Origin of the sequence: Nocardiopsis coralli, from assembly GCF_014892575.1 — a bacterium.
Taxonomy (GTDB): domain Bacteria; phylum Actinomycetota; class Actinomycetes; order Streptosporangiales; family Streptosporangiaceae; genus Nocardiopsis; species Nocardiopsis coralli.
Map to the genome: position 1 here is coordinate 172,708 of NZ_JADBGI010000002.1, position 17,423 is coordinate 190,130.

Sequence of the window (17,423 nt, forward strand, 5' to 3'; positions counted from 1 at the left end):
CCCGGGTGAGGAACCTGTGCATTGACCCCCGCTCCCTGGCCACTCAAACATGTGAAGGTGACTGACCGAGGAGCCCACGGAGCCGCCCTCTCGACCGCCCTCTCCCCCGCCCCGGGGCCCGACGGACCGGGGTCGGTCGTCGACACCCTCCACGGCCGCCCGGTCGCCGACCCCTACCGGTGGTTGGAGACCGCCGACAGCTCCGCCACCCGGCGCTGGTTGGCCGAGCGGGGCCGCGAGTTCGAGCAGCGGGCTCGGCAGTGGCCGCTGCGCGGGCGCCTGGGCGAGCGCATCCGTTCGCTGGTGCGCGCCGAGCTCTGGTCGTCCCCGCGCCACCGCACCGGGCGCATGTTCGCCACCGTGCGCCGGGCCGGCGACGAACACCCCCGGGTGGTCTCCCTCGACCGCGAGGGCGGCGACGAGCAGGTGGTCTTCGACCCGGCGGCGCAGGACCCCTCCGGCCGCACCACCCTGGACTCCTGGGAGCCCGATCCCTCGGGTCGGCTCCTGGCCGTGCAGACCTCGTCGGGCGGGGTGGAACGCGGTGAGCTGCGGGTCCTGTGCACCGGTACCGGCACCCGTGTCGGCCCCCCGGTGCGCGGCGTGCGCTACTCCCACGTGGCGTGGCTCCCCGAGGGCCTGTTCTCCCACGGCGCCTTCTACTACGTGCGCCGCGACGACCGGCACGGAACGCGCGGTGTGTGGCTGCGCCGGGTCGCGTGCGGGACCGAGACCCTCGTGCACCGGTGCACCGCCCCGGGCACCGTTCCGGGCGTGCGGATCCTGGGCGGGCGCCGCCTGCTGGTGACCGAGAGCCACGGAACCGGGCACCGCACCGACCTGTGGATCGCCGACCTGCACACGTCCGCGCCGGACCGCCCCGATCTGCGTCCGGTCCAGGTCGGGGTGGAGGCCGAGACCGAGGCCCGCCTGGGCACGGACGGCCTGCTGTACCTGCGCACCACCCTCGGTGCTCCCCTGCGCCGACTGTGCGCGGCCGACCCCGACGATCCCGGGGTGGAACGCTGGCGCGAGGTCGTGCCCGAGGACCCGGAGGCGACTCTGGACGCCTTCGCCGTCTGCCCCGCCGATGCCGACGCCGGGGCCGGGGCCGCGCTCCTGGTGGTGCGCACCCGCCTGGGCATCAGCGAGGCGGCGGTGCACGACGCGGTCACGGGGGCGCCCCTGCGCACGGTCCGGCTCCCCGGGGAGGGCATGGTCACCGTGCCCGAGACGGCGCCGAACGGGACCGTGTTCCTGGGGTACGCCGACGTGGCCACCCAGCAGCGGGTGCTGTCGCTGGCACCGGGCGCGGACCGGCCGCTCCCCTGGCCTCCGCACACAGGGGACGGGGTTCCGGCTCCGCGGATCCGGCGTTCGGTGGTGCGGTGCCGGTCGGAGGACGGGACCGAGGTCCCCGTGACGGTCTTCGAGCCCCCGCACGCGGCGGAGGCCCCGGGGCCCACGATCCTGCACGCCTACGGCGGGTTCGGCCGCCCGCGCCAGTTCGGGTTCAGCGCGACGGTCCTGGCGTGGCTGCTCTCCGGCGGGCGCTACGCCGTGGCGCACGTGCGCGGTGGCGGCGACGCGGGGCGTTCCTGGCACCTGCGCGGAGCGGGTCGGCACAAACCGCGGGCGGTCGAGGACCTGGTCGCCGCGGCCGACGCGCTGGTCGGCGACGGGCTGTGCACGCGGGAGCAGTTGTGCCTGTCGGGCGGTTCGGCCGGGGGCCTGTTGGTCCTGGCCGCGGCGCTGTGGCGGCCGCACGTGTGCGGGTCGGTGATCGCCTCCGCGCCGCTGGCCGACATGGTCCGGTTCGAACGCCTGGGACTGGGCCGGATGTGGACCCGTGAGTTCGGCACCGCCGCCGACCCCGAGGACTTCGCGGCGCTGATGTCGTACTCCCCCTACCACCGTGCGCTGGACCCGGCCCGGCGCCGCCCGGACCCGGGGCTGCCGCGGGTACTGCTGACCGGTTTCGACGGCGACACCCGGACCGACGCCGCCCATCCGCGCAAGATGTGCGCGGCCCTGCTGGGCGCCGGCCACGACCCCGACCGCCCGCCGGCCCTGCTGCGCTACGAGCGCGACGTCGGGCACGGACCGCGCTCGGTGAGCCGGGCGGTCGCCCTCGCCGCGGACGCCCACGCGTTCGCGGCCCACGAGACGGGGCTCCCGCCGCGCTGAGCGTGTGCCGGTTGCCCTGCTGCAAGGAGAAACGGCGAACAGAAAGGCAGAGGTGCGTATGGACCCCATCGAGGTCGAGGTCGAGGACCTGGCAGAGGTGACCTCCCGCGACGTCACCGCCGGTGGCGACAACGACGGCACCGACTCCAGCTCCGACTTCATCTGATGTGTGCCCGCCCGGCCCCGCGCGGGTCGGGCGGGCGCCCGCCGCCGACCGAACCACCCCTGTCGGGAGGGACCGTGACCGATCCGGGGCAGATCTTCACCCGGGACCTGTGCGAGACCGTGGGCCGCGAGGCCCTGACCACACGCCTGTCCGAGGAGTTCTTCCTGGCCGACCTGGGCGCGGACGCGGTGCGCTCGCTGTTGACCTTCGAGGACCTCAACCATCTGCTCGCCACACGCTCGCCCGAGCCTCCGCGGCTGCGCCTGCACCGCGACGGGTCTCCGGTGCCGCTGGAGGCCTACACCGACCTGGCCTCGGAGTCGCGTTCCGCCCGGCGGGTGATCCGTCCGGAGTCGCTGTACGGGCAGTTGCGCAAGGGCGCGAGCCTGGTGCTGGACAGCATCGACCGCATGCATCCGCCGATCGGGGCGGCCGCCGACGACCTGATGCGGCTGGTACGCGAGCGCGCGCAGGCGAACCTGTACCTGATCTGGGGTGAGTCGCGCGGTTTCGACACCCACTGGGACGACCACGACACGGTCATCGTGCAAGTGGCCGGCACCAAGCACTGGCAGGTGCACGGCCCGGGGTCGCGCCCGTTCCCGATGCGCAACGACACCGATCACAAGCACGGGCCGCCGCGGGGTGCCGACGGCGAGCTCTCCATGGTGTGGGAGGGCGTGCTGCGTCCGGGGCAGGCGATCCACGTGCCGCGCGGCTGGTGGCACACGGTGACCGGGACCGGCGAGATGAGTATGCACCTGACCTTCGGGTTCACGCGGGCGACCGGGGTGGACTGGGCGGAGGCGCTGGTGCGGCGCCTGTACGAGGAGGAGGCCTTCCGCCGCGACCTGCCGCGGTTCGCCTCGCCCGAGCAGCGCCGCAAGCACCGGCACGTGCTGCTGTCGCGCCTGCTGGAGCTGGCCGAGGAGGGGGACCTGGACGCCTTCCTGGCCGAGCGGGACGGCCGGTTCCCGCGCCGGGCCTCCTACAGCCTGCCGTGGCCCGTGGAGGAGGGGCTGCCGCCGGAGGACGCCCGCGCGGAGTTCGTGCCGATCCTTCCGCCGCCCGTCACCCGCGAGGACGACGGGAAGGTGGCCCTGACGGTGGCCGGACGCCGGTACCGGTTCCCCGCGGTGGTGGAGCCGGTGCTCGAGGTGCTGGCCGAGGAGCGCTCGCTGACCGTGGGTGAACTGGGCGAACGCGCTGGTGTGGGCACCGAGACCGCCGCCCAGGCCGTCTCGGCCCTGGCCCGCCACCACCTGGTGCTCATCGGGACCTAGCCCCGTGTGCGAGGGCCTGCGTGCGCCGCGCGCGGGCCCTCCGCCCGAGAACCGCGCTTTCGTGCGTGCGCGTCAGGCCTGCGTGCGCGCCCGGGCGTGGGCCTCGATGCCGTCGAGGATGCGGTCGATCCCGAACCCGAGCCCTTCGGCGGGGCCTCCGACCTGGTCGGGGTCGTAACGCACATCGAACTCTTCATCCTCGGTCCCGAACCGCTCCAGGATCCCGGTGACCGTCGGGAACGCGGCCGGGTCCAGCACGCCGAGCAGCCCCTGCGCCCAGGCGTTCTCGCTCTCTCCGATGGGTGTGCCCCGGCGTTCTGCCGCCTCCGACATCTCGATCTGCGTGCGCAGGGTCTCGCGCAGGACGGTGGAGAGCACGGTCAGCATCTGGAGCGAATCGAGCGGCCCCAGCCCGGAGGCGCAGATCTCGCGCAGCGCGGCCTCCATCCACCGGATCCCGTTGGGGCCACTGGGCGGGCCGGACACGGGCAGACTCACCATCCACGGGTGGGCTCGGTAGAGCGCGACCACCTCCTGGCACCACCGCTCCAGCCCGGCCCGCCAGTCGCCGTCCTCACGGGGACCGGGGGGCGTGGCGTCCATGGCGGCGTCGACCATGAGCAGGAGCAGGTCGTCCTTGCGCTCGACGTAGCGGTACAGGGACATGGTCGTGTACCCCAGGGCCCCGGCCACACGCTGCATGGACACCGCGGCCAAGCCCTCGGTGTCGGCGAGGCGGACCGCGGCGGCCACGATCTCGCCCCGTGTGAGTTTGGGCCGCGGCCCCCTGCGCCCGCGGCCGGACGCGTGGTCGCCCCACAGGAGTCGGATCTCGTCGGTCGTGGAGGCCGGGGCCGGTTGCTCGCTCGTCATGTTCCACCAGGGTCCGGTTCGGTTCGGCGTTGACACCATCCTAGTTCTGTGTACTACTTACACTAATAAGTATGCGACATATACAGTTTATGGAGTACACATCATGGCGCAGCCCACCCCGCCGACACCACCGGCCCCGGCCGTCCACGCCGAGGGGCTGACCAAGCGCTACGGCGCCGTCCGGGCCCTGGACGGCCTCGACCTGCACGCCGAACCCGGCACAGTCCTGGCGCTCCTGGGACCCAACGGCGCAGGCAAGACCACCGCCGTACGGACCCTGACGACCCTCACCGCCCCCGACACCGGGTGGGCGCGCATCCACGGCCTGGACACGGTCGCGCGCGGCGACGAGGTACGCGCCCGCATCGGCCTGACCGGCCAGTACGCGACCGTGGACGAGCTCCTCACCGGCCGCGAGAACCTGGAGATGTTCGCCCGCCTGCACGGGATGACGGCCACGGCGGCACGGGGGCGCGCCGAGGACCTGCTCACCGAGTTCGACCTCACCGACGCCGCCGACCGGGGCGCGGCCACCTACTCCGGGGGCATGCGCCGGCGCCTCGACCTCGCAGTGAGCCTGCTCCGCGAACCGGACGTGCTGTTCCTGGACGAGCCCACCACCGGCCTCGACCCGCGCAGCCGCATGGGCGTGTGGGAGTCCGTGGCCGAACTGGTGCGCGGCGGCACCACCGTGCTGCTGACCACCCAGTACCTGGAGGAGGCCGACCGCCTCGCCGACCGGGTCACCGTGATCGACCACGGGCGCGCCGTCGCCGACGGGACCCCCGACGACCTGCGGGCCCGCGTGGGCGGTCTGCGCCTGGACGTGGCCGTGCACGACCCCGCCGACCTGGGCCGGGCCGCCGAGCTCCTGGGCGGGGCGCTGGGGGCCGCACCCACCGTCGACACCCGCGGCCTGCGTGTGGGCGTGCCGGTCACCGACCGGGTCCAGGCCCTGTTCCGCGCCGCCCGGGCCCTGGAGGACATGGGCCCGCGCATCGCCGACCTCGACGTGCGCCGCCCGAGCCTGGACGAGGTCTTCCTGTCCCTGACCGGGCACGCGACCGCCCCGGCCGAGACCGACGGCACCACCGTGGGGGCCACACGATGAGCACCGCCACCGCACCTGCACCCGCACCGACCCGGCGCAGGACACCGCGGCAGGGACCGGCCAAGACGTGGTCGGACACGCTGACCCTGACCCGCCGCAACCTGCGGCACATGGCGCGCGAACCCTTCGAGCCGGCCATCGCGCTGAGCATGCCGGTACTCATGGTGCTGCTGTTCGGTTACGTGTTCGGCGGGGTGATGTCCCCGACCGGCGACGAGGCCGAGTACCGGGCCATGCTCGTGCCCGCGATGATCGCCATGGTCATGTTCTATGGGATCGCCGGAACCGCGACGGGGGTCGCCCGCGACACCTCGCTCGCGGTCATGAGCCGGTTCCGGACCCTGCCGATGTCGCCCGCCGCCCTGCTGTGGGCGCGGGTACTGACCGACATGCTCCGCGCCGTCGTGGAGATCGCGCTCCTGCTCGGGGTCGGCCTGCTCCTGGGATGGCGCGTGGAGTCGGACCCGGCCGGCGCGCTCGCGGCGATCGCGCTCCTGCTTCTGTTCCGGTTGTCACTGGTGTGCGCCGGGGTGCTGCTGGGACTCGTGGTACCGAACCCGGACGCGGCGAGCATGCTCATCTACCCGCTGGCGTTCCCGATGACCGTGCTCTCGACCAGTTTCGTCCCGGCCCAGGCCATGCCGGACTGGTTGGCCCCCGTGGCCGAGTGGAACCCGGTCTCGTCGCTGGTGACCGCCGCGCGCGAGCTGTTCGGGAACCCGTCGCTGCCCTCGGACGCCTGGCCGGCCGAACACGCCGTACTCGTGGCCGCCGTCGTCCCACTCCTCCTGATGGTGGTTGTGGTACCTCTGGCTCTGCGCCGCTTCGCCCGCCTCGGACGCTGACCGCAGCCCCGGGCGGGATCGCGTCCCGCAGGCGCGCGCTCGGGGCTCCCTCTTCGCTCCCCGGCACGCTGCCCGGGCCGTGCGTATCCGCTCACCTGCCCGGATCCACAACGGATCCGAACGGATCGGGGCGGACACGCATTGCCCGGGCCGAGCCCGTTAGGGTAGCCTCACTTAAGAGGCGCAGATGTACCCGCCGCTCCGGAGGTAACTGCGACCACATCACCCCCGGACATGACGGCATCATGCGACGAAGGGCAGGTCCGCGGTGACACCACAGCCGATCGCCACGCTGCACGAAGCGTGCGCCACGCTGAAGTTCGCCCCGCTCCCCGACCTGGTCGAGGCGGGCCGACCGCAGGCACCGGCCCCGGCCGACGTGCAGTGGCACAGCGCCGCGTCCATGGCCGAGCAGGGCTGGATCCCGGTCCTGTTCGACAAGCTCCGTACCGAGCACGGCCCCGGGCACAACCTGCCCGCCGCCACCAACTTCCTGCGGGTGACCCTGCGCGAGCCGATCTTCCTCGCCGCTGCCTCGCTCTACCTCACCGGACGCGCCCCGCTCATCGACGCGCACACGCTCCGCCTGCCCTGGCACACCGACCGTTCCGAGTTCGGCCGGCCCGCCGTGGTCGGCGCGCGCTGGGCGGTCCTGCCCGACGACCCCGCCGCCGACGACGCCGACACCGTGGTCGCCCGCGACGAGGACGAGCAGTTCACGATGGCGGGCGAGGCGGTCTTCTCGGCCTTCGCGCCGATCGTGGACGAGGTGCACCGGCACTCGCGCTCGGGCAAGCGCACCCTGTGGGGCTGGGTGCTCGACACACTGCACTTCTACATGCTCAACCCGGCCCGGTTCCTTGGCCGCGACGCCGAGGCCGCCTGGGAGAGCGCCACCCGTCTGGGCGACGCCGTGGTCGCTGCCGGGGCCGTCACCCGCAAGCGCCCGCGCCTGTTCCCCTTCGCCCCCGAGCACCCGCGGGGCACCTGGGCGGTGCGAGGCACCTGCTGCTTCGACTACAAGGGCGACCCCGAGCACGGCTACTGCACGACGTGCCCGCTCAAGTGCGACGCCGAGCGGCAGCAGGACCTCTCGGAGTGGCTGCGCGACCCGGCGCTGGCACCCTGAGGGACCGGCACACAGCATCGGGCCCCGGAACCGTCGACGGTTCCGGGGCCCTGTCGTGTGCGCGGCCGGTGGTGCGCCGGGTCAGTTGACCGGTACCTCCAGGGGCTGTCGGCCGATCGGCGCGAAGACCACCCGCTCCGGCGTCAGGCTGCCCTCCACGGTGACCGCCCCGCTGGTGGCCTGGCCCGGGGACAGCGTCTCGGCGCCGATCTCGTTCTCGTCCATGCCCACCCCCGTGCGGCTCGAGTGGTTCTGGCCGTCGTCGTCGACCACCGTGAAGTAGAGCGGGTTGACGTCGACCTGTTCCTCGCTGTTGTTGGTCACGCTCACGTCCACGCTCGTGTACTCCCCGCCGTTGTAGAGCGGGCTGGGCACGAAGTCGGCGTCCTCCGCGGTGATGTCGGTGCCCTCGATGGGGGGCTCGTCGGTCGGCCAGGGGTCCTCGCTGGTGGGCTCCTCCGCGGTCGGGGAGGTGTCGGAGACGGTGAACATCGCCAGCGCCATGCACCCGCCGGCCACCAGCATGAGCAGCAGTGCCACGCCGCACCCGATGCCGAGGATCTTGCCCCAGGGCGTGGGCGCGGGATCGGGCCGTGTGTAACCGCCGGGCGGGTAGCCGTATCCCCCGGCGGCGTAGGTGCCCGGCGGGTAGTTGCCGGGAGGGCCGGGCGGGTAGATGCCCCCGCTCCCGTACCCCGGCTGGGGGCCGGAGCCCGCGTAGCTCCCCGCGCCCATGCCGGGCACGTTCGTCTCCCCGTACCCGGGCGCGTACCCTGCGTGTTCGTAACCGGCCTGATCGAGCCCGCTGGGGCCCTCGGACAGTTCCCCGGAGTTGCGGACCGGTTCGGGTGGCCCCCCGGTGGGGTGCCCGCCGGGCGGATACCACCCGGGTTGCCCCCCGGACGGCTGAGCGGGCCCCTGTCCCGGCGGGTACCCGAAGGGATCCTGTCCCCCGGGGCCGCCGTAGGGGCCCTGGGCGCCGGGGGCGGCAGGACCCCCGTGGCTCTGGTACGGGTCGCCGTGGAACTTCTCGGAGCCGCCCTCAGAGGACGGGCCCCCGGGCGGGCGAGGGCCTCCACTGTGCCCGGAACCCAGGTAGGGGTCCCCCTGAGCCTTGTAGGGGCCCCCTGGTACCGGCGGCGGGGCGAAGGCCGGGTGGGAGCCCTCCACCGGCGGGCGGCCGTACCCGCTCCCCTGCGGCGCGTCCCCGCGGTACGGCGGGGATTCGTGCGGGGGCTCCCCCGGCGGCTGCGGTCCGCCCCGCATCGGGTCGCCGGGATCACCGGGCCGCCACTCCTCGGGCGGGTGACGGTCCACGGGCGGATCGTGGTGGGGGAAACGGTGGGGTGGTTCGCCCGGCGGCTGCGCGCCTCCGGACATGGGATCGCCGGCGTCACCGGGACGCCATTCCTCAGGCGGATGGTGGTCGACCGGGTCCTGTTCCCGATCCGGTTCTCTGCCTCGCCCGTCCTCGGGTCCCCGCTCGGTCACCGTTCCTCCCCCAGATCGCGTCCGGGCCGGTCAGCCCGGCGGGCGGCGCGCGCCCTCAACCGCACGGTAACCGTGGGTGAGGTCGACACAGGGCAGGAAAGAGGGCGTTTCCGGTAAAGGTCAGGCCGCGTTCGTGTCGCCCGTGTCAGCGCCCCGCCCCGCGGTGATGAGGGTCCGCACGGCGAGGACGAACACCGGGAGGGTGAACAGGGCGGCGAAGAGGTTGAGCCCGCCGAACCCGGCCTGGGACAGCACGAAGCCGGAGAGCCCGCCTGCCGCCGCGCCGCCCAGGTTCATCACCAGGTCGCTGATGCCCTGGACGCGGGGCCGGACCTCGGCCGACAGGGACTCCGCCAGCAGCGCGGTGCCCGAGACCAGCCCGAAGGACCACCCGAGCCCGAGCAGCACCAGCCCCGTGGTCACCCACACCTCGTCGTGGCCGGCGGTGCCGGAGACCGCGGCGGCCGCCACGAGGATCCCCTGTCCGGTGAGCAGCATCGGGACCCGGCCCAGGCGGTCGGTGAGCCAGCCGACGACCGGGGACAGCGCGTACATCCCGGCGATGTGCAGGGAGATGGTCAGGCCGATGACGGTCAGCGCGGCCCCGTGGTGGGACATGTGCACGGGGGTCATCGTCATGACGGCGACCATCACGGTGTGGCTGGCGACGATCCCCACCACCGCGAGCAGCGCGCCGGGGCTCGCCGCGACCACACGGAGGGCACCGGGAACCGAGAGCTTCGCCGAGGCCGGGACGCCACCGGTCTGCGGGCGGGTGGCCAGGAGCAGCGGGTCCGGGCGCAGGAGCACGGTGGTCAGGACCGCGCCGACCGCCATGCCCGCCGTGGTCGCCAGGACCGGACCCAGGAGGTCGGGCAGGCCGAGCGCCCGGGCGAGCGGCGCGGTCGGGCCGACCAGGTTGGGGCCGAGCACGGCGCCGACGGTGGTCGCCCAGACCACGATCGACAGGTCGCGGGCGCGTGTGCGTTCGGTGGCCAGGTCGGCGGCGGCGTGACGGGCCTGGAGGTTGGTGGCGGTGCCCGCGCCCACGAGCAGCATGGCGGCCAGGAAGAGCACGAAGCTCTCCAGCACGGTCGCCGCCATGACGGCGGTGCCGCCCAGCGCGCCCAGGGCCCATCCGGCGGCCAGGCCGGGGCGGCGTCCGCGGCGTGCGGCGAGGGAGGCCAGGGGCAGGGCGAAGACCGCTGCCCCGAGCGTGATCATGGTGGTGGCCATGCCCGACCAGGTGTCGGACCCGGACAGTTCCAGGGCAAGGAGCGCACCGACCGCGAGCATCGCGCCCATGCCGATACCGCCGGCGATCTGCGTCAGGCCCAGGACCAGGACCGTACGGCGCTGGACCCCGGCTGTGTCACGCACCGGTCCTGTCGTCTCGGCCGACACCGCCCCACCCCTCACATGCATCCCATCAACGGACGAACCGTAGTGTTCCACACCCTCACACACGGGGGCGCGGGGCGGGGGTGCGGCCGCGGCCGTAGCGCCACCACAGGTATCCGTGCATGCGTTCGACGTAGCGCATCTCGGAGTAGAGGGTGTCGGGGTCCTCGGCCCGGATCACCACACCCTCGCGGGGGACGACGGGCCAGCAGGCGAAGGCCCAGAAGCAACGGGTGTAGGGGCCCCACAGGACCACCCACGCACCCTGCTTCTGCCATTCGACGTACTCGGCGACCCGCCGTCCCTCGTCCGCTGTGTCCATACCGACCGGGGACCTACCCTCGGGCGGTTCGCCCCGATCCGACCGGAACCGGCCAGCCTGTGGGGTTGCGCCCGGGGGCGGTGTCCCCCGTGTCGGCGTCCTCCGGGTCAGCGTCCGGCGACCAGCGTGGTGTCACCAGGGACCGGCTCACCCGGGTCGTTGCCGATCTTGACGATGCGGTTGCCGCGGTCCACGTGCACGACGTTCTGGCGGTGCTCGGCGCGCTCGGCCTCCTCGACCTGCGCGTAACCGATGATGATGACCAGGTCGCCGGGGCTGACCAGGTGTGCGGCGGCGCCGTTGATGCCGATGACGCCGCTGCCCCGCTCCCCCACGAGGGCGTAGGTGACCAGGCGGGCGCCGTTGTCGATGTCGACGATGTGGACCTGTTCGCCGTCGACGATGTCGGCGGCCTCCATCAGGTCGGCGTCGATGGTCACCGATCCGACGTAGTGCAGGTCGGCCTGGGTGACGGTGGCTCGGTGGATCTTGCCGTTCATGAGAGTGCGCAGCACAGCTCGGGCCTCTTTTCGGGTGGTGTACGGATTACAGGCCCCCGCGGGGGTCCCGTGCCCTGGGGTGTGCGGCCGCGGCCGCACACCCTGCTCACCATGATGGCCGCTGCGCCCCACCGGCCGGCCCACCGGCCCCACCCGAAGCCTCACTCCCCGGCGGGGCCTACGGCGGGCGCGGACCCTTCGGTCCGGGCCGCCGTCATGTGTGGCCTCAGTTGAAGGAGGAGTAGGCGACCACGCCGCGCAGCATGAGGTCGGCGGCCTTTCGGGCGTTGCGGCGCACGCCCGGGTCGCCCGCGGCGCCGCCGATCTGGCCGAGCATGTCCACGAGCATCTTCGTGGTGCGCACGAAGTCGCCCGCGGTCATGTCGGACTGGCGCAGCACCGAGTCCAGGCGGTCGCCGCGCGCCCACCGGTAGGCGGTCCACACGAACCCGAGGTCGGGTTGGCGCAGGAACGTCACCTTGTGGCGGCGCTCCACCTCGTTCAGGTCGCCCCACAGGCGCACCATCTCCTCGAGCGTCTCCTCGACGTCGCCCTGAGGGATACGCGGGTAGGGGTCGTCGTCGCGCCGGGACTCGTAGACCAGAGCAGCGGCACAGGCGGCGATCTCCTCCGGGCCCAGGTGCTCCCAGATCCCGCGGCGCAGGCACTCGGCCACGAGCAGGTCGAGCTCGGAGTAGACCTTGGCCAGGCGCTTGCCGTCGTCGGAGACGGTGTCGCCGTCCAGGTACTCCAGGTCCTCCAGCACCCCGCAGACCCGGTCGAAGGTGCGCGAGATGATGTGGGAACGCCCCTCGACCCGGCGCTGCAGCCCCTCGGTCTCCTTCGCGAGCCGGAAGTAGCGCTCGGCCCAGCGGGCGTGGTCCTCGCGGTCGTGGCACCCGTGGCAGGGGTGCGCCTTCATCTCCGACCGCAGCCGCGCGACCTCGGGGTCCTCGGCGTCGGCGCCCCGGCGCCCGCGGCGCTCGCTCGCGGACTCGTCGCCGTTCTCGCGGAGCTTGTTGCGCAGCGTCGAGGCCAGGTCCTGGCGCGAACGCGACGACTTGGGCGAGAAGGTCTTGGGGATGCGCAGGCGCTGGATCGCCTCGACCGGCCGGGTGAAGTCGCCCGCGTTGAGGCGCTTGATCTGCTTGTCCATCGTCAGCACGAGCGGAGCCGGGGTGTCGTTGCGCAGCCCCGGGTCGAGGACCACCGCGTGCCCGGCGAAGCGGCCGGCGGGAACACGGATGACGTCGCCGCGCCGCAGCACCTCGAGGCTGCGCACGGCGTCGTCCCGCCGGCGGGCCGAGCGGCCGCGGGAGAGCTCGCTCTCGCGGTCCTTGATGGCCCGGCGCAGGGCGGCGTACTCCATGAAGTCGCCCAGGTGGCACTCGGCGGCCTGGGCGTACCCCTCCAGGGCCTCCTCCTGCTTGCGCAGCTGCCGGGTCAGCCCGACCACGGCCCGATCGGCCTGGAACTGGGCGAAGGACTCCTCCAGCATGGTGCGGCTGCGCCTGCGGCCGACCTGGCCCACCAGGTTGACCGCCATGTTGTAGGAGGGCTGGAAGCTGGAGTTGAGCGGGTAGGTGCGGGTCCCGGCCAGGCTCGCGACCGCCTCGGGGTCGGTCCCGGCCTGCCACACCACGACGGCGTGGCCCTCCACATCGATGCCGCGGCGTCCGGCGCGCCCGGTCAGCTGGGTGTACTCGCCGGGGGTCAGCGGCGCGTGGGTCTCACCGTTCCACTTGTCGAGCTTCTCGATGACCACGGTGCGGGCGGGCATGTTGATGCCCAGCGCGAGGGTCTCGGTCGCGAAGACCATGCGGATCAGCCCGCGGGAGAACAGGTGCTCGACGATCTCCTTGAAGGTCGGCAGCATGCCCGCGTGGTGGGCGGAGATGCCGGCCTCCAGGGCGCGCAGCCACTGGTCGAACCCGAGCACGGCCAGGTCGGCCGGCGGGATGTCGGCGCAGCGCGTCTCGGCGTACTCGCGGATCTGCGCGGCTTCCTCGGGGGTGGTCAGCACCAGCCCGGAGGACACGCACTGGCGGACCGCGTCGTCGCAGCCGGCGCGGCTGAAGACGAAGGTGATGGCGGGCAGCAGGCCCTCGTCGTCGAGCTCCTCCACGAGGGTGGGGCGCGAGGGCGGTGCGTAACGCGTGCGCGGGCGCATGCGTCCGCGGGCCCGGTTCTGCGGATGGCGCTTGCGGTGCGCGAGCTGGGTGGTGCGCGCGTCCTCCTCGGCCATGCGGATGAGCCGCGGGTTGATGTGCAGGACCTGGCCGCCGACCTCGATCTGGCGGGGCCGGTCCTCCCGGCGCCGGCGTTCGCGGCGGCGCTTGCGCCCGCGGCCGGCGCCCTCCTCCTCGTCGCCGTCGGTGGCCTGCGGCTCCGGTTCAGCCTCCACGAACAGGTCGTGCACACGCTTGCCGACCATGACGTGCTGCCACAGCGGCACGGGGCGCTTCTCGTCGACGATGACGGTGGTGTCGCCGCGCACCTGCTGCAGCCATTCGCCGAACTCCTCGGCGTTGCTGACCGTGGCGGAGAGGGCGACCATGCGCACCGACTCGGGGAGGTGGATGATGACCTCCTCCCAGACGGCGCCGCGGAACCGGTCGGCGAGGTAGTGGACCTCGTCCATGACCACGTAGGCCAGCCCGGAGAGCGTGGAGGAGCCCTCGTAGAGCATGTTGCGCAGCACCTCGGTGGTCATCACGACCACCGGGGCCTCGCCGTTGACGCTGTTGTCCCCGGTCAGGAGCCCGACCTGGTCACTTCCGTAGCGCTTGACGAGGTCGTTGTACTTCTGGTTCGACAGCGCCTTGATGGGCGTGGTGTAGAAGCACTTGGTGCCCTCCTGCAGGGCCTGGTGCACCGCGAACTCGCCGACGACGGTCTTTCCGGACCCGGTGGGTGCTGCCACCAGGACCCCGTGCCCGTTCTCCAGGGCCTTGCACGCCCGGAGCTGGAAGGGGTCGAAATCGAAGCCGTACAGGCCCTGGAAGGCCTCGATCGCGGCGCTGGTGGCGGCCTGGCGCCGACGGAAGGCGGCGTACCGCTCTGCTGGACTACTCATCACGTTCAGACTATGAGGTCAGGTCCAACATCTCGACCGCTTTGGGGGCGGTCTCGCACACCAAGGGCAGGGCGCTCATGCGTTCCCCGTCGGCGTAGGCGGGGCCCGATCCGTTGCCCCGCACGGTCACGGTGCGCCCGCGTTCGACGACGACCTCGGGCAGGTGGGTGTGTGCGCCGGTGTAGGCCAGGGGGAACAGGCGCAGGAACCGGTGGAGGGGGCCTTCGCGCATGAAGGTGACGTCGAGCAGCCCGTCGGCGGGGTCGGCGTCGGGGCAGACCTGCATGCCGCCGCCGTAGGTGGAGGTGTTGCCGACGGCCACGAGCATGCCGGGTTCGGCGATGCGGGTGCGGCCGTCGATCTCGATCTCGTAGTCGATGGGCACGAAAGAGCGCAGTTCGGCGAGCAGCCCGGCGACGTATCCGGCCCGGCCGACGCGGAACCGGAACCCGTTGACCCGTTCGTTGACGCGGGCGTCGAACCCGCAGGCCAGCACGCTGAGGTAGTAGCGGTGAGTGCCGTCGGCCAGGCGCAGGCGCACGGCGTCGGTGGCGCGGGTGCGGCCCGCCAGGATCGCCTCGGCCGTGGCTCGGGCGGTGCGGGGCGGGCGGCCCAGGACGCGGGCGATGTCGTTGCCGGTGCCGGTGGGCACGACGGCGAGGGGGACACCGGTCGAGGCCACGCCCTGCAGGGCCTGGTGGACGAGGCCGTCCCCGCCCACGGCCACGAGCGCGTCGGGGCGGTCGGCGGCGGCCAGGCGGGCCATGCGGCGGCTGTCGGCGGCCGAGCTTCCGGTGTAGACGTGCACGCGGGCCCCGGCGGCGCGCAGGGCGTCCTTGAGGCGGACGGCGGCCACAGCGGCGCGACGGCGGCCGGAAGCGGGGTTGACCAGGAGGGCGATGTGGGGGGTCATGCGGGGGTCCTTCACTACCCGGGCAGGGATGGACGGCTGGAGGAGGGACGGGCCGACACACCCTCGCGCCCGGGTGTGCGCCGCGCTCAGTCCGAGGCGGTGGTCGCCTTCTTGCGTTCGCGGCGATGGTACTCGGCCATGGCCTCGGGGGTGTTGAGCGGGGAGGGCACCCACGAGGCCTCGGACCCGGCCTCGCCGCGCTGGACCGCGGCCTCCTCCTCGCTCAGGTACTCCTCGGGGATGTCGAACTCGCCGTCACGGGCGCCCAGGACGAAGGCTTCCCACTCGGCGGGGGTGAAGAACAGGGTGCCCTTCTCGGGGGACTTGCCGTCGCGCACGGCCCGGAACCCGTCGTCGAACTCGGCGACCTCCACGATCGCCTCGGAGCTCTCCTCGGACAGCGACGAACGCATCCACACCGCGTGGGTGGTGTCGTGCCACTTGGTGTTGCCCTTGGCCTCGGGGGGCAGCTCGCGTTCCTGCTCGGTCGGCTCGGTCACGGTCGGTCTCCTCCGCTCAGTGGCCCGGGGGCCCGCCGCGCACGCCGGGCCCCGCCGGGGGGATGGTCTGCACGAAGCCGGGACGGCCCGGCCCCACACGGGACCCCAGGGTCTGCTCAGCAGATGCCAAATTACCTACGGAAGGCATCCACCGAACAGACCCTAGCGCGAACCCCTCCCGGTCAGGGGCGTTTGTCCTCTCTTCCGTCGGCCTGCTCGAGCTCCTCCAGGGGTGAGGGCGCCTCGTCCATGGCGGAAGGGGTCTCGTCGAGCTCGGAGATCTCGTCGTCGTCGAGGTCGGCGGAGGGGTCGCGGCGCTTGCGGCGGCGGTCGTTGAGGAAGCAGAACAGCTCGGCGATCTCGAAGAGCACCACGAGCGGGATCGCGAGAGCGAGCATGGAGATCGGTTCGGCCGGGGTGATGACCGCGGCGATCAGGAACGCGCAGAAGATGATGACGCGGCGCCACTTGGCGATGGCCTCGTGGGTCAGGATCCCGACGATGTTGAGCAGGATGACCAGCAGCGGCATGACGAAACCGATGCCGAACATGCCCATCATGATGAGCATGTAGCTGAGGTACTCGCCGATGGTCAGGTAGGGGTCGGCGTCCTCGGGCAGGAAGCCGAAGAGCATCTGCAGCGCCAGGGCGGTGACCGTGTAGGCCAGGGCGGCGCCGGCGACGAACAGCATCCCGGCCAGCGGGGCGAAGATGAAGGCGTACTTCTTCTCGCGGCCGTGCAGGGCGGGGGCGACGAACGCCCACAGCTGGTACAGCCACAGGGGCGCGGTGACCAGGGCGCCGACGAACAGCCAGATCTTGAAGGCGACGAAGAAGGCGTCGAAGGGGCCGGTGACGATGAGGGAGCAGCCCCCGCCCTCCACGACCTGGGAGTCGGGAAGGGAGCAGTAGGGCTCGGTCAGGAAGTCCCAGACCTGGTCGTAGAACACGAAGCCGACCACGGTGCCCAGGGCCAGGGCGAGCGCCGCCTTGGTCAGGCGGCCGCGCAGTTCGCGCAGGTGGTCCATGAGGGGCATCCGGGCTTCCGGATTCTCCCGGTGGCGGGACCTCATCGTGCCGTCACTCTCTTCTCCTCGGGGCGCGGGCGGGAGGAACGCGACCCCTTCCGACAACGGTCCGGCGCGGCGCCCGAGGCGCCGCGCCCGTCGTCACCGCGTGTGGCTGGGGGGCGGGGTGCGCCCGACGCGGACCCGCCGTTCTCGGCGGCGGGTGCTTCTAGTTGCCGTAGCTGCGGTGGGCGGACTCGCCGGACTCGTTGACGATGCGCTGGCCGGGCGGCAGCTGGCGCGGGTCGTGCTGGACGGTCTCGTCGGCCTGCGCCTGCTGGTTCTGCTGCGGCGGCTGCTCGGGCTGCTGCCCCTGGGCCTGCGCCTGCTGGTCCTGCTGGCCGGACTCCCCGTCCTTGCCCTCGTTCTCGTCGTCGACCAGGCCCTTGCTCTCGGCCTTGAGGATGCGGGCGCTGCGGCCCAGCGAACGGGCCAGGTCGGGGAGCTTCTTGGCTCCGAACAGCAGAAGGGCCAGGATCACCAGAATGGCGATGGTAGGTCCGTTGAACGGTCCCATGGTTCTACCTCTCTGTGGGGCGCCGCCAAGCGCCGTCGATGG

Annotated in this window: 15 protein-coding genes; 5 read left to right on the forward strand and 10 right to left on the reverse strand. The window is 72.9% G+C overall.

Translation table 11 applies throughout. The features are described 5' to 3' along the window. The first annotated feature begins 57 nt into the window (after positions 1 to 57). Together IDM40_RS02695 and IDM40_RS02700 are read left to right on the forward strand one after the other, a co-directional pair. Positions 58 to 2,187 carry a prolyl oligopeptidase family serine peptidase gene (locus tag IDM40_RS02695; protein WP_328806919.1) on the forward strand — a complete coding sequence of 710 codons (2,130 nt, stop codon included), beginning with the start codon at positions 58 to 60 and terminating at the stop codon, positions 2,185 to 2,187. Between the two features lie 240 nt (positions 2,188 to 2,427). Then, positions 2,428 to 3,636 (forward strand): JmjC domain-containing protein, encoded by a 1,209-nt coding sequence (locus IDM40_RS02700; protein ID WP_193120276.1) that lies wholly within the window; start codon positions 2,428 to 2,430, stop codon positions 3,634 to 3,636. Between the two features lie 72 nt (positions 3,637 to 3,708). Here IDM40_RS02700 and IDM40_RS02705 read toward each other — a convergent pair whose 3' ends face one another. Beyond that, the gene (locus tag IDM40_RS02705; RefSeq protein WP_193120277.1) at positions 3,709 to 4,509 is read right to left on the reverse strand and encodes a TetR/AcrR family transcriptional regulator; all 801 of its coding nucleotides are present in this window, start codon (positions 4,507 to 4,509) and stop codon (positions 3,709 to 3,711) included. Between the two features lie 103 nt (positions 4,510 to 4,612). On the opposite strand from IDM40_RS02705, the gene IDM40_RS02710 reads away from it, so the two are divergent. From IDM40_RS02710 to IDM40_RS02720, 3 genes are all read left to right on the forward strand, one after another. Then, the gene (locus IDM40_RS02710; protein WP_193120278.1) at positions 4,613 to 5,620 is read left to right on the forward strand and encodes an ATP-binding cassette domain-containing protein; all 1,008 of its coding nucleotides are present in this window, start codon (positions 4,613 to 4,615) and stop codon (positions 5,618 to 5,620) included. Continuing rightward, complete coding sequence (locus tag IDM40_RS02715; RefSeq protein ID WP_193120279.1) at positions 5,617 to 6,465, forward strand: ABC transporter permease; 849 nt, start codon at positions 5,617 to 5,619, stop codon at positions 6,463 to 6,465. Before IDM40_RS02710 ends, IDM40_RS02715 begins: the two co-directional genes overlap by 4 nt. A gap of 268 nt (positions 6,466 to 6,733) precedes the next feature. Beyond that, the gene (locus IDM40_RS02720) at positions 6,734 to 7,594 is read left to right on the forward strand and encodes a (2Fe-2S)-binding protein (RefSeq protein ID WP_193120280.1); all 861 of its coding nucleotides are present in this window, start codon (positions 6,734 to 6,736) and stop codon (positions 7,592 to 7,594) included. Positions 7,595 to 7,675: 81 nt separating this feature from the next. Here IDM40_RS02720 and IDM40_RS28760 read toward each other — a convergent pair whose 3' ends face one another. From IDM40_RS28760 to tatA, 9 genes are all read right to left on the reverse strand, one after another. After that, positions 7,676 to 8,911, reverse strand: coding sequence for a DUF4352 domain-containing protein (locus tag IDM40_RS28760; protein WP_328806920.1), 1,236 nt, complete (start codon positions 8,909 to 8,911; stop codon positions 7,676 to 7,678). A gap of 294 nt (positions 8,912 to 9,205) precedes the next feature. Beyond that, positions 9,206 to 10,510: an MFS transporter gene (locus IDM40_RS02730; RefSeq protein ID WP_216630247.1), complete on the reverse strand. Its 1,305-nt coding sequence runs from the start codon at positions 10,508 to 10,510 to the stop codon at positions 9,206 to 9,208. Positions 10,511 to 10,544: 34 nt separating this feature from the next. Then, positions 10,545 to 10,808: a hypothetical protein gene (locus tag IDM40_RS02735; protein WP_193120282.1), complete on the reverse strand. Its 264-nt coding sequence runs from the start codon at positions 10,806 to 10,808 to the stop codon at positions 10,545 to 10,547. Between the two features lie 107 nt (positions 10,809 to 10,915). Further along, positions 10,916 to 11,323 (reverse strand): aspartate 1-decarboxylase, encoded by a 408-nt coding sequence (gene panD / locus IDM40_RS02740; RefSeq protein WP_193120283.1) that lies wholly within the window; start codon positions 11,321 to 11,323, stop codon positions 10,916 to 10,918. 211 nt (positions 11,324 to 11,534) lie between these two features. Next, entirely contained in the window at positions 11,535 to 14,384 is a 2,850-nt protein-coding gene (locus IDM40_RS02745) for a DEAD/DEAH box helicase (RefSeq protein ID WP_193120284.1), read from the reverse strand. 10 nt (positions 14,385 to 14,394) lie between these two features. Continuing rightward, positions 14,395 to 15,297, reverse strand: coding sequence for a diacylglycerol/lipid kinase family protein (locus tag IDM40_RS02750; protein WP_193120285.1), 903 nt, complete (start codon positions 15,295 to 15,297; stop codon positions 14,395 to 14,397). 86 nt (positions 15,298 to 15,383) lie between these two features. Beyond that, the gene (locus IDM40_RS02755) at positions 15,384 to 15,797 is read right to left on the reverse strand and encodes a DUF397 domain-containing protein (RefSeq protein WP_193120286.1); all 414 of its coding nucleotides are present in this window, start codon (positions 15,795 to 15,797) and stop codon (positions 15,384 to 15,386) included. Positions 15,798 to 15,979: 182 nt separating this feature from the next. Further along, positions 15,980 to 16,834: a twin-arginine translocase subunit TatC gene (tatC, locus tag IDM40_RS02760; protein WP_193120287.1), complete on the reverse strand. Its 855-nt coding sequence runs from the start codon at positions 16,832 to 16,834 to the stop codon at positions 15,980 to 15,982. 199 nt (positions 16,835 to 17,033) lie between these two features. After that, positions 17,034 to 17,381 (reverse strand): Sec-independent protein translocase subunit TatA, encoded by a 348-nt coding sequence (tatA, locus tag IDM40_RS02765; RefSeq protein WP_193120288.1) that lies wholly within the window; start codon positions 17,379 to 17,381, stop codon positions 17,034 to 17,036. Positions 17,382 to 17,423: the final 42 nt, after the last annotated feature.